This is a genomic window from Psychrosphaera sp. B3R10 (genome assembly GCF_018861025.1).
Taxonomy (GTDB): Bacteria; Pseudomonadota; Gammaproteobacteria; order Enterobacterales; family Alteromonadaceae; genus Psychrosphaera; species Psychrosphaera algicola.
In genome coordinates, this window is sequence record NZ_JAHKQH010000045.1 from 127,221 (window position 1) to 140,079 (window position 12,859).

The 12,859-nt window shown below is 38.5% G+C and carries 11 protein-coding genes; 7 read left to right on the plus strand and 4 right to left on the minus strand.

The annotated features are described in order from the left end of the window. Positions 1-1,232 precede the first annotated feature (1,232 nt). The 5 genes from KO525_RS18330 to KO525_RS18350 all read left to right on the plus strand — a co-directional run bounded on the left by KO525_RS18330 (position 1,233) and on the right by KO525_RS18350 (position 7,728). Complete coding sequence (locus tag KO525_RS18330) at positions 1,233-1,640, plus strand: YacL family protein (RefSeq protein WP_215965287.1); 408 nt, start codon at positions 1,233-1,235, stop codon at positions 1,638-1,640. A 7-nt stretch (positions 1,641-1,647) separates the two neighbouring features. Continuing rightward, positions 1,648-3,399, plus strand: a complete 1,752-nt coding sequence (locus tag KO525_RS18335) for an ATP-binding protein (RefSeq protein ID WP_215965288.1) — start codon at positions 1,648-1,650, stop codon at positions 3,397-3,399. Beyond that, positions 3,396-4,223, plus strand: coding sequence for a PAS domain-containing protein (locus tag KO525_RS18340; protein ID WP_215965289.1), 828 nt, complete (start codon positions 3,396-3,398; stop codon positions 4,221-4,223). Before KO525_RS18335 ends, KO525_RS18340 begins: the two co-directional genes overlap by 4 nt. Positions 4,224-4,238: 15 nt before the next feature. Then, complete coding sequence (locus KO525_RS18345; RefSeq protein ID WP_215965290.1) at positions 4,239-4,892, plus strand: response regulator transcription factor; 654 nt, start codon at positions 4,239-4,241, stop codon at positions 4,890-4,892. 94 nt (positions 4,893-4,986) lie between these two features. Then, positions 4,987-7,728, plus strand: a complete 2,742-nt coding sequence (locus KO525_RS18350; protein ID WP_215965291.1) for an ATP-binding protein — start codon at positions 4,987-4,989, stop codon at positions 7,726-7,728. Between the two features lie 49 nt (positions 7,729-7,777). Here KO525_RS18350 and KO525_RS18355 read toward each other — a convergent pair whose 3' ends face one another. The 3 genes from KO525_RS18355 to KO525_RS18365 form a co-directional block, all read right to left on the minus strand. After that, entirely contained in the window at positions 7,778-8,641 is an 864-nt protein-coding gene (locus KO525_RS18355) for a DMT family transporter (RefSeq protein WP_215965292.1), read from the minus strand. 157 nt (positions 8,642-8,798) lie between these two features. Then, the gene (locus tag KO525_RS18360; RefSeq protein WP_215965293.1) at positions 8,799-9,284 is read right to left on the minus strand and encodes a peptidylprolyl isomerase; all 486 of its coding nucleotides are present in this window, start codon (positions 9,282-9,284) and stop codon (positions 8,799-8,801) included. An 8-nt stretch (positions 9,285-9,292) separates the two neighbouring features. Continuing rightward, a complete protein-coding gene (locus tag KO525_RS18365; RefSeq protein WP_215965294.1) occupies positions 9,293-10,120 on the minus strand; it encodes a folate-binding protein YgfZ in 828 nt (275 codons plus the stop codon). Positions 10,121-10,345: 225 nt separating this feature from the next. Here KO525_RS18365 and KO525_RS18370 point away from each other — a divergent pair, with 225 nt between their 5' ends. Next, entirely contained in the window at positions 10,346-10,648 is a 303-nt protein-coding gene (locus tag KO525_RS18370) for a succinate dehydrogenase assembly factor 2 (protein ID WP_215965295.1), read from the plus strand. Positions 10,649-10,661: 13 nt separating this feature from the next. After that, on the plus strand, positions 10,662-11,180 hold the full coding sequence (locus KO525_RS18375; protein WP_215965296.1) for a hypothetical protein: 519 nt from the start codon (positions 10,662-10,664) through the stop codon (positions 11,178-11,180). 68 nt (positions 11,181-11,248) lie between these two features. Here KO525_RS18375 and nadB read toward each other — a convergent pair whose 3' ends face one another. Continuing rightward, positions 11,249-12,859 carry an L-aspartate oxidase gene (nadB, locus tag KO525_RS18380; RefSeq protein ID WP_215965297.1) on the minus strand — a complete coding sequence of 537 codons (1,611 nt, stop codon included), beginning with the start codon at positions 12,857-12,859 and terminating at the stop codon, positions 11,249-11,251.

A 12,859-nucleotide genomic window follows, 5' to 3' on the forward strand; every position in this document is an offset into this window, starting at 1 on the left:
AAATGACGTAATTACACAATAGAATGTCGATAAGCGGTGATCTACAGTCATAAAAAAAGCAGCGCTAAGCTGCTTTTTTCATAGACTCTTTAAGCGTCCTGCTCAACTAATTCCGTTAGTATCGTCTTCCCTGTTTGCTCCTTGCCCTCAATTCCATTGAGTTCCCATCCATTTGGTCCCATATTCCTTTGCGCTACCTTGCGTTCATGTCCTTATGATTCCAATTTCCATACCGACTGATTTCCGTATTGTTCGCTCCGTGCGTCCATATTAGTCCGTTAACGCATCCTACGTTTCCATCCCTAATAGTCCAATTAGCTTCCCATCTATCCCTATCCATTTCCTTGTGTTTAAGCTCCTGCTTTCCTACAATATTTCCTTATTCGCTTCCAGCGTTTCCTATCCCTGTGTGTTAAATCATTTAACACTCTCGTCGTTTCGTTGAGTTCATATTAGAGACAAACGAAAAATGGGGAACTATGAAAATATTATGGTTTCTAAATATAAAAGTAGTCACATTGTGTTTTTATTGTTATTTTCCTTATGAAACAAGTGTTTATGGTGTTTTGTTCTATGGTTTAGTCGTCTATATTCAGAAAGGTCTTAGGGTACTGTGAGATATGTCTTACAAGTTTTCAGGCGGTATACGCTTTTGCCCATAACGTAACTTGGTATCCGCCATTCAAAATGAATTTTTAGTCAACTGTAATGGTCTGCCGGGTCAACCCTTTATATACTAGAGTACTTTACGTGATGGTGAGTTTAGTCCAATATTTTCTTTTAATAACGACACTCAAGCAATGCAGGTTGATAGTAATTACGGAAATGCTAGCTTATTTAAAACTCCTGTTGCCAATGTCCTAGGATCAATGTGGTCGATAATTATCAATAAGCAAGAGGATGACTTATTATTAAAGCGTAACGGTTAGTTATTTTCTTGTAGTAAGAATTTGTTTGGATATGATGAAAGGAAAGTCTATAGGCACTTTTAGTGAATTATTTATCGTTTCTAAACAACTTCTAACGCGAATTTTGACGCGAATTTTACGGAAATGCTTCAATTGGTTATTCCTAATCTAGTTGCAGCGCTTAAGCTACTTAACAAGAATACCCACTTATTTTTAATATCCGCAGATTATTCATTAAGGCTTTTTGTTTAAAACAACTACTATAAGTTAATACGACACTAGCGTAATGCGAGCGGTATACGCAATTACAACAAAGGACTTAACTTGGACTTTCAGTTTGTTTACGATCGACGTCTAAAACGACATTTTTTAGAACTTGGCGGTGAGTACACTGTTGTCGCTAATTTTTTTAACGACGAGTTAGCGCCAGCTGGTATGAGTATTTCAGTGCTGCAAACTTTACGCGAGCAATTGCTAAAAAATTCTGGGGTATTGCTCGGGCAAGAGTGGTCGGTCAATATTGAAGCAGAAGAACTCACTATTTATCACAATAATTATGCTGAGCATTTAGAAAATCTGGTTACTGAACGTGACGAAGATGAGGATATGCGTCAGGAAAAAACAGAAGATGAAAGCGAATACGATGTATTTCTAGGTGACCATATTTTGAGGTGCGGTAAGGACGATCTTATTTATCTAATTGATAAATGGATTGATTTTATTCAGGAATGAATAACGAATGTTAAATAGTACAAATTCACCTCGTCATTTTGTAGTGGCCACGTTGGCATTTTTTGCTTCGTTTGTTGTGATTATTTTTATGTCACAAATGCAAACAGCCATCTTTCTAAACTATGATTTTTTTGTAAAAGTTAAAAGCTTCAAGGCAGTACTGTGTTTGTCTGCGCTATTTTATCTTTCATTTTTAACAAAAAGTTATTTGGGCAGTGTATTACGTTGGGATCGTTTTAAATGGCATATACCGACTATATTGGTAGCACACGGCATTGAATCAACATTTTATGGGTATGTTGATAATCCCGCATACTGGGTTGTCATTAGCTGTATAACATTAATTATTTCCGCCGTTGTTACGCTATTTTATGTTGTATCCCAGATAAAAAAAATCAAAAAAGAATGGCTGATTAATATTCTAATTGGTACCGGGTTAATTTTTAGCTGTGTTTATGCATTTACATTAAATGTGAATTTTAATCATATTGATGAATTCAGTTTGTTGCTTGTCATACTGGTTACGTTTTCAGCCTCGTGTTTAATTTTGTCTTCATTACTGCTGTTGAGTCATCCCCATAGTTCGCAACGTGAAATGCATTCTGTACCTTTGGTCATAGCTATTATTTCTTTATTTGAAATATTTGGTCGGGAAGGGTTCGTTGTCTGGTGGGGAGCGGTAATTCTCCATGTATTTCTATTTTATTTGTTGGTTGTCACAATTGTTAGAATAAATCAGTCAGTAGCTCGCGTGATGAATATGTATCAACAAGGCTTAGATACGAATTTAACTCCATACTTTTGTGGTAGCCTAAATGGCCGTATCTTGTTTGCTAATCAAGCATACAAGCGTCTTGTTGGCGAGAAAATTGATAGCAACACCAAAGAATTACATAATGTTTTGTTGGAACACCCCCTTTGGCCAGAAATTAAAGAAAAATTTTGTACAAAAGGTTTTTATAAAGCGGAAACAGTAATCAATCGAAATAACTTAGCCCCACATACAGTGTCGTTACATATTAAACCATTGCATCCAGAAAACGATTGGTACCAAGCGTCTTTTACCGATTTGGAATCTCGAATCGAAATCCAAAAGAATCGTGATGATGCGCTTGAAAAACTCGCTCAATTGTCAAAAAACTTGATGGAAAAGCAGGAAGAAGAAAGACGATACTTTGCTAAAGAACTTCACGACGAAATTGGCCAAGGTTTGACGCTTCTTAAAATTCAGCATCAATTGCCTGAACCGGATATTGAACTAATTAATCATGTGCTAAACGAGTTATTGGAATCGGTTCGTAATCTATCACTTAATTTAAGACCTTCAATTTTGGACGATATGGGGGTATCTGTTGCATTAGGCTGGCTAGCAGAACGACAGGTTAAATTCAGTACATTAAATGTTGAGACTAAGATCCAAACTGATGTTCCGAGGATGTCCGAAAAATTGGAGATTTCTATTTTTAGGATTGCACAGGAAGCGTTTACCAATATTCATAAATACGCTAAAGCGACAAAAGTTAAGCTCGAGTTCACCTTTGTTGATAATACAATTACATTATCAGTAATCGACGACGGCATTGGTTTTGATGTAGGCTCTAAGTTAAATTTTGCAATCAAGAGTCAAAGTTTAGGACTGGTAAGTATTAGAGAGCGTGCTTTTACTATTAATGGAAAATTGCAGTTAAATTCCAGTCCTGAAACTGGGACATCGATTAAACTGGTGGTGCCTTTTGTTGGCAGAGGTAACGTAGTTTGAAATCTCTTAAATATATAGTCGTTGTGTTGCTGGTATTGGCATTTAGTGCAAATGCTAACGCACAGGCCAATTTTAATGTGGTTTATAAGGTCATTACCAGCGCCGATAATCAGCTATTTTTAGTTACCGATAATGGGACTTGGAAAGTAGACGGTCAATATATTGTTAGAGTTGACTCTGTAACAGTTGAAAAGCTTAAACTTGCTAATTTTGATTTTCCAAAACCTGTTTTATCGTTTAACCATGTTTCAGAAAACCCAAGTTGGCATGGCATTTTTATTGTTATCGTAGGGATATTACTTTGTATTGCACTATTTATTTTGCAGCGCGATTCAAGCCTTAAAGATAAACAATATATGACTACGTTGAGGCAACAGAAACGATTAATGGATTTGTGTTTCTGGGTGACAGGTGACATTGTATTAGATTGTGATTTAGAACAAAATTTTGTCGAAAAAATCACAGACAGTAAGCTGTTTTTTGATCTGGATGGAATTACATTTTTATCTGACAGCTACTTAAATCAGATCCACCCTGACGATAAATCAATGTTTCAAACGCAATATCAAGCTATATTGGCAGCTGGCCACAATCGATTTCAATTGATGTACCGATTTTCTGATAACAATGGCGATTGGCGATGGATTGTTGAAAGGGGGTGCGTCATCGAACGTGCGTCTAACGGAGAAGCAAAACGAATAGTAACGAATTTGCGAGATGAAAGTGAGTTGCGACGTGAGCAAAATAATCTGGTTAGAATTAATCATGCTCTGGAAAAGAAAATTGCAGCGATTAAAGTGCAAGAGCAGGCAAACAAAAACTAAAATAGGTGATAGTTAATGGAGAAATACACCATATTATTTGCAGATGATCATACCTTGATAAGACAGGGGATCATCAGCTTAGTCAGACACTTTGCCTTTATTGATAGTGACAACATATTACAGGCAAGTAATGGCCTAGAGGCCATCGCTATCGTTAAACGTGCGCATCCTGATGTTGTTGTTATGGACGTTTCTATGCCACAGATGAACGGACTTGAAGCGACCCAACTCATTAAAAGTCAGTTTCCGGAAGTGAAGGTGCTTATATTGTCTCATTACAATAACGAACCTTATGTGTTAAGAGCCTTAAAAGCTGGTGCCGATGGTTATATGTTAAAAGACGCTGCGGTAAGCGAATTGGAGCAAGGTTTATTAAATGTGCTACATGACAAATTGTATATTAGTCCGGATATCGATCAGAATATTATCGCAAAGTTGAATAATAGCCCTAACGGACTGAATGACGCATTAGAATTGTTAACTGCACGGCAGCGTAATATTCTACAATTAATTGCAGAAGGTCATTCTACTAAAGATATAGCCGAAAAACTTTTCCTGAGTGTAAAAACCATTGAAGCTCATCGTTCTAATATAATGGATAGACTCGCTATACGTGATATCCCTGGGTTGGTTCGTTTTGCAATTCGAGTTGGACTGATTCAAGCCTAAATTATTAATAAATAACTCAATAGCTTTATTTGGAAATGCAGAATTTTTAATAGGACTTATACTAAGGTTACATATTTAAAAAAGGGTATTTGAATTGACTAATAACTCGCTTCTAGCGCAGCGGTATGCATTTTTGTTACTTGGCTATTTTGGTACCGGTTATATCCTTTCTAATATTTCTTTTAACAGTCAAATTGTACCAGTTTGGTTACCTGCGGGTATCGCGCTTAGCGCTGTATATCTATGGGGATACAAGCTATTACCTGCGGTATTTGTCGCATCAATCATTTTCAATTTTTCAGTTTTGCCCAATTTTGAAGTTTCTCAAATATTGTCTGAACTCGGCTTTCAAAATATCCTAATCGCCTCCGGTGCGACGTTGCAGACCTTTGTCGGTGCATACATTCTTAATCGTTGGATTGGTAATCCTATAAAACAAGCAGAAAGTAAAAAAACCATCAGTTTTATTTTTTTTGTGGGCCTATTTGTTAATTTAATTTCGTCAAATATTGGCACTTTGTCACTGACTTTACTGAATGACCTTTTTAGCTGGGACGCTTACCTACTTAATATGATGTACTGGTGGTTGGGAGACTCATCGGGTGTATTGATCATGACACCATTTTTACTCAGTCTTTACACAGTTAATGATGAACAGCAGGACTCAAGTCAACCGAAATATATGGTTGTGAATTCGGTTAGTATCTTGTTTGTAGCAATTGTTATGATGACTTGGTTATTCGTAGAGGACTCTAATCAAAATGCGGATTCGCATATTGATTCAAATATTAAAACCATTGAAAATGCGATTTACAGAAAAATAACAACCAATGTCGCTAAACTTCAGCAATTGAGTCATTCAATTCAATTGCAGGATGACTTAAAAAAATCTGATTTTTTAATGTTATCTGATGATTTTTTGGCCATTGATAATTCGATTAAGGCATTGTCCTGGAACCCCTTAATTTCACAAGACAAACTGGATGCTGCGCAACAACTTCTGGCAAGAGAATATAGTGATGGTGAGCATATTAAAGGTGACCCTTTAAGTGAGGGGGACCCTATTGTTTATGTGCAATATATCAATCCAATTGAAGGTAATAAGCAAGCCGTTGGCTTTAACGTCTATTCAAATCCTTTGAGAAAGCTTACTATTGATTCAATTTTAAATACCTATCAACCCGCAGCGACGCAAATTTTACAGTTGGTTCAAAACGACTTTTTTGATCCATCTTTTTTGGTGTTTTATCCAGTTCTAAAGCCTGGTCACGACATCGATGACCCCACCAAAAATCACATCACTGGATTTGCTACAGGTGTTTTTTCGGTTTCTAAAATAATCGAAATGGCCTTAACTAAAGAGCAACGACATTTATTTGAGTACGAGTTATTTGAATTTGGCGAAGAACACCCATTTTTAACCAGCAAAAATTTTCAGGACGTTAATACACTAAAGACTAGCGCAATTTTAAATCTAAATATGTTGAACCAGATTTGGAAGATGAAAATATTTGTCAATGAAGCAAATCTCATACTATTTAAAAATCGTTCGTATTTAGTGTTGTTTATCCTGCAATTTACTTTAGTGGTTATTTTTATAAGCTTAATTTTAATGATGAATAATCGACAAGTTGTATTAGACCGCCTCGTTTCACAAAAGACCAAGTCGCTCAGTTTGGCGGTGAAGGAAGCCAAACATGCAAATGAAGCCAAAAGCCGGTTTTTGGCGAATATGAGTCATGAAATTCGAACACCAATGAACTCTGTTGTTGGTTTTGCTCGACTTGCGAATAAATCTGATGATATCGATGAGATTAAGTCGTTTGTTAATAAAATCGAAATTTCGTCAGATATTATGATGAATGTCGTCGACGATATCTTAGATATTGCCAAAATTGAATCCGAGAAATTGAAACTAAGCGAAGAGGATTTTGATTTAAAAATAATTTTGCAAAAGGTATCTGTGATATTTAAAGCTCAAGCAGAGCAAAAATCCATAAACTGGTTGATTAATGACAACTTACCCGACGGGGTGTTGTATAAAGCTGACAAAACAAGGTTGCAACAAATTATTATGAATTTGTGCAGTAATGCTATTAAATTTACCGATAGCGGCAGTATTACCTTAAGTGCCGATGCTAAAATGCAAAGGAACGGGGTTGCGGAAGTAAAGATTGGCATAACGGACACAGGAATAGGCATGACCCCGAGCCAACTTAGGCACATTTTCACGCCATTCACTCAGGCAGACGATACAACCTCAAGGAAATACGGTGGCACAGGATTGGGATTAGCCATATCTAAACAATTGAGTGAATTGATGGGAGGACAGCTTACTGCTAAAAGTCAAATATCAAAAGGGACGTATTTTGAACTATCGTGCCCGTTGAAAATATCAACTAAACATGGACATGAGAAACTTAAAACACAGCAATCTGTACCAACGGTAGATATTAGCCATTTAAAAATATTGGTTGCAGAAGACAATAAAATTAACCAACTGCTTGTGACTAAGGTACTTGAAGAATTTGCTATTACACCAACTGTTGTAGAAAACGGTGCATTGGCTGTTGAGGCAGCAAAACGCGAACCCTTTGATGCAATACTCATGGATTGCCAGATGCCTGTGCTGGATGGTTATGAGGCGACAAAACAGATTTTAATGACACCAGATTTAAACAATATGCGAATAATTGCCTTAACTGCTGATGTGGACGTATTAAGTAAGTCCAAGGCACAGGATTTTGGCTTTTCCGCACATCTTTCGAAGCCAATTGATGTCGAAAAATTGTATGAATGTTTAGCTGAAGTTGTTCGTCATTCCAAACATAAATAGCAAGACGTTAAGCGGAGAATATTCCGCACAGGTACAGCCATATTCGACTTTAGTTGTTTCTTACACTCGAACTTTTTTGGCTAAATGGTTTCGCTAAAACAAGAAAAATACCGCCAATAACCAATACGGATGCGCCAACGAGCCGCAACGTAATTGCTTCATCAGCCCATATTAAGCCACCAACCGCTGCAATAATCGGAACGGCAAGTTGTATAACGCCGGCCTGTAGTACGTTGATATGTTTTAATATGATGTACCAGACCGTGTAGCCAGCCGCACTTGCTAATACACCAGATGCGATCGCAAGCAAAACCCCTGTCTGATTGATAATAGTTGTGTCTAAATTAAAAAGCGCAACAAGCAGGCAGATTGGTACGGCGTAAATAAAGTTAAAGCTAGTATCAATGCTTGGATCAGAGCCAGCTTTTCCACGAATCGTATAAACTGCCCAGGCCATACCTGACAGGGCCATTAGGATAAACCCAACAATACTCGGTGATGTTAACTCCGGAAACACCAAAACTACGAGCCCCAAAAAGGCTAATCCTACGCCAAACTTCTCAATGGCTAATGTCGATTTTCCCTGCAATGCAGAAGCAATAAACATGGTTATCTGTACAGCGCCAAATAATATTAGTGCCCCTGTGCCAGTATCTAGTGAGACATAGGCAAGTGAAAAGCAAAAGGCATAAACCATTAACCATAATGAAGAAAGCCAATTCGACTTCCGATTCAATGCCAATTTTTGTCTCTTTGCAAAAAGGAAAATAGCTAATGCAATAGCACCAGATATTAGTCTAATGTTGGTGAACGTTATGGGGTCGATGTGGTTATCACCTAACGCTAAACGGCCAAAAATAGAATTGCCAGCAAAAGCAAAGAGCGCAAATAAAATAAGGAAAATCAGCTGCACGTTAATAATGGCCTAGCCTATGTTGATTAACAGTTATGCGAATCAACTATTGTTATTGGAGATATTATTTTGAAGACAAGAATGAACAGATAAATACTAACTGTAAATTTTGAGCTAATGTCACACTTTGCAACATTAACCCAAACAGTTGATGCGCCTAGTGAGAGTGGCCACATCCGCCTGCACTATGAACATGACCGTGGGCAAGTTCATCTTGAGTTGCTTCACGCACCTCTAGTATTTCAACGTCAAATGCTAAGTCGATTCCCGCAAGAGGGTGGTTACCGTCAACAGTTACACTCTCGTCGTCTTTTGCGACAACGATAACCGTTTGCTCACCATTGTCTGTCCCAGCGCGCAATTGCATGCCAACTTCAACTTCAAAGTCTGCAAACAACTCTTTACCAAGTTTTTGTACTAGACCGTCAAAACGTTCCCCATATGCATCTTCAGCGGCAACTTTAACTTCAAATGTATCGCCGACAACATGGTCAATTAACTCTTTTTCTAATCCTTCGATTAAAAATTTTGTCCCTAAAATAAACTCGATTGGTTGTGAGTCATAAGAACTGTCAATTAGAGTATCTTCGCTATCTTTTACCGCGTAATGCATTTTAACAACGGAGTTATTTGTAATTTTCATTTTTAGCCTTAGTTTTCTGCAAGAGAGTAGGGCAATTCTAGTAAACTTAGTGCCGTATCATCATCTTGGTTTATATAAATAGGTTGCTGTTCGATGTCCTTTGGCAACACGAGTTGCACGGCGGTTTCACCTTGATAGTTAGAGAAGTTTATCACTTTACCCTGCGCTCTGCGATTGCCATTTAACGCAACGTATACGTCTTGGCCAATTTCAAATTCAACAGGTTGGTCAATTGAAGCGACAAATAATGCACGTTTGTTTTTGCCCAAGTAGCGCATTCTGGCGACAGTTTCTTGTCCCATATAGCAACCTTTGTTAAACGAAATATAGTCTAACGCTTGGAGGTTCAACATTTGAGGTACGTATTCTCCAATTGTCTTGGCGTACAGATGTGCGCGTCCGCTTAGGACTTCTTGATGCCACCATTGGGCAGCATCACCGCTGGTTTCGATTTCATCTTTACTTAAAATTAGGACATGTCCAGGAGCCAATTCAAAGTTAAAACCTTGGGCATTGACGTGGTCTGAACCATAAACGTGCCAGTTAGCGGTGTCGTCTACGATATCCGCTTTTGCAAAAACACCGTATTTGTTTAGTTCAGCTAATGAAGCTGCAGCACTGTCTTTGGTCGCGATTAGATAAAGTGCATCGTCAATTTTTTTAGCGATAAAGGTCGACCACATTTTGCCTTTGGCATTGCAGTGACTACCGGCAAGCCAATTTGCGTCCGTCAACTTTGTGACGTCACAAGAAACTTGACCTTGTAAAAACGAGGTGGCGTCGACCCCAGAGAGTTTAATCACACTGTATTGAGTTAAGGAAACGGTCATTGACATGGTTTAGTCCAATTTTTACGAATTGCCTACTTCTATGGGGATGAATTTACAAATTCCAATTGATTTTGTTAATTAGTCTATCAGAGCTGAGAAATGGGGGTTGTCGTAAAACATGATTAAATGCCAAGTTGATTTGGACAAAAAGAATATAAGCTGAAGTCCAGCTATATTTTAAACTCAAACTTTTGGTATCATAGGCCTTCAAAATGATAATCGAGACGGTTGATGACGGAAAAAAAAGCACAAGTCGTATATGTAGATGAGAGCGGCACAAAATTTCAATTAGATTCCAAGCCAAAACTTAAATGGGCATGCCGACGCGGTATGTTAGAACTCGATGTATTGTTTGAACCGTTTGTTGACGATGCATATGACGCGTTAAACGAAAAGCAGCGATATACTTTTCAGCGGTTATTGGCGAGTGAAGATCCAGAGTTGTTTGCCTGGTTTATGGGACATGAAATTTGTCCAGACGAGGAATTACGCGGCATGGTTGAGCTCATATTAAATAGAGTTAAAGTGAGTTAACGAGAATAGGATCATGGATGATTCGTCTTACTTTAGGGTAGCCGTAGCAACAACCAATAAAGTGCGACACAGGTTGTATGTTGCGCTTTGTTTCTTAGTTGTAGTTAGTGTCTTAATAACACCGCATTTAAATACCCTATTGTTATCACTAATTAGTTTGCTGATTGCGCTATCTGGCCTATTCATCTTTTTGGTGTTTTCAAAACGTCCGACACCACATCTTCTCCTACTAACTGAAAAAGGCCAAGTAAACCTTGTATTTATTGCGCGTCATAGCAATAGGCCAGCAATGACAACGGCCGCCAAACCATTGAAAATTGATTCTATGCCTAGCACCTATGAATTGTCGCAAGACATGCAAATACAGTCGGGGAGTTGGGTGTTATTTGGTTGTTTGCATATCAAATTACAAAACAGATTGTCGGCTCAAATTACTTGGTTAACGCTTTATTCTGATCAAATAATGGCAAGTGATTGGTGTCGGTTAAGGCGGATTTGCCTTAGATGTAATCGACCAGCGCCAATAAGCTAACCTAAATTGGCGCGTTTAGTGGTCAATATTTTAGTAAATTTAATTACGACATAAATCGTTTGGTAAAACTAGGCATCTTTGTCCGGTGATAAAAACGTTGGAGTTGCGATGTCTAAGGTATCAGGATAATCCTTGTTAAAATGTAACCCACGACTTTCTTTTCGTTCCAAAGCACACAGCACAATAAGTTGCGCTACTTGTGCCAAATTACGTAACTCAAGCAAGTTATTACTCACTTTGAAATTAGCGTAAAACTCGTCTACTTCCTGTTTTATCAATTCGATCCGAGTAATCGCTTTATGTAAGCGGCGATTGGAACGGACAATACCGACAAAATCCCACATTAGTAATCTGAGTTCGTGCCAGTTGTGACTGATAAAAATGTTTTCTTCTGAGATGGTTACGCGACTTTCATCCCACATCGAAATTGGATCGGGTTCACTGATATTGTTTATTTCAGCCAGAATTGAACTCGCCGCGCCATGGGCAAATACAATACATTCCAGCAAGCTGTTGCTGGCCATGCGATTTGCGCCGTGCAACCCTGTGTAGGCCACTTCACCGATAGCAAACAAGTTGTCTAAGTCTGTTTTGCCGTTTAAGTCAGTAACAACACCGCCACAGGTATAATGTGCTGCAGGGACAATTGGAATTTGTTCTTTAGTAATATCAATACCTACTTTTAGGCATGTGGCGTAAATCGTAGGAAAATGTTCCAAGATAAAAGTTTCATCTTTATGACTTATATCAAGGTACATGCAGTCAGCACCAAGGCGTTTCATTTCAAAGTCGATTGCCCGTGCCACGATATCTCGAGGTGCGAGTTCTTCACGTTCGTCAAAGTCAGGCATAAAACGAGTGCCATCAGGACGTTTTAGATAGGCCCCTTCACCACGCATTGCCTCAGTAATTAGGAAATTTTGTGCTTTATCATTGTATAAACTTGTTGGATGAAATTGATTAAACTCCATATTGGCGACACGACAACCGGCACGCCATGCCATTGCAATACCATCGCCGCTGGCAATATCGGGGTTTGACGTATATTGATAAACTTTACTGGCACCACCTGTCGCAACCGCAACGAACTTAGCTTCAATGGTTTCGACCCGCTCTTTTGATCTATTCCAAACATAAGCGCCGTGTACCCGCTTGTCTTTTTTACCAAGTTTTTTGCTTGTGACCAAATCAAGCGCATTGAAACGTTCAAATAGAAAAATGTTTGGGTGGGCTCGTACTCGGTCAAGCAAAGTGGTTTGTACTGCTTTACCTGTCGCATCTGCGGCATGCAATATTCTGCGATGACTATGACCGCCCTCGCGGGTTAGATGAAATCGAGTTGAACCATCCTGGGCAATAATTTGATCAAATGGTACGCCTTGGTCAATTAGCCATTGCATTGACGTTTTTGCATTGGTTGCTGTAAATCGCACTGCTTCTTCATTACATAAGCCTGCACCGGCAATTAATGTATCTTGAACATGAGATTCAATACTGTCATTCTCGTCAAAAACGGCGGCTATACCACCTTGGGCATATAGGGTCGAACCTTCTTTCAGTTCGGACTTACTCAATATAATGACTGATGCTTTATCGGCTATACTTAGCGCTAAAGTCAATCCAGCGGCACCACTGCCGATAATTAAACAATCTATTTTATGTTGGATTTTGTCATTCAT

Excerpts from the sequence above, each read along its gene's own strand:
- KO525_RS18335 (WP_215965288.1), top strand. The coding sequence starts at position 1,648 with ATGTTAAATAGTACAAATTCACCTCGTCATTTTGTAGTGGCCACGTTG.
- KO525_RS18345 (WP_215965290.1), top strand. The coding sequence starts at position 4,239 with ATGGAGAAATACACCATATTATTTGCAGATGATCATACCTTGATAAGA.
- KO525_RS18360 (WP_215965293.1), bottom strand. The coding sequence starts at position 9,284 with ATGAAAATTACAAATAACTCCGTTGTTAAAATGCATTACGCGGTAAAA.
- KO525_RS18365 (WP_215965294.1), bottom strand. The coding sequence starts at position 10,120 with ATGTCAATGACCGTTTCCTTAACTCAATACAGTGTGATTAAACTCTCT.
- KO525_RS18370 (WP_215965295.1), top strand. The coding sequence starts at position 10,346 with ATGACGGAAAAAAAAGCACAAGTCGTATATGTAGATGAGAGCGGCACA.
- KO525_RS18375 (WP_215965296.1), top strand. The coding sequence starts at position 10,662 with ATGGATGATTCGTCTTACTTTAGGGTAGCCGTAGCAACAACCAATAAA.
- nadB (WP_215965297.1), bottom strand. The coding sequence starts at position 12,859 with ATGAATGACAAAATCCAACATAAAATAGATTGTTTAATTATCGGCAGT.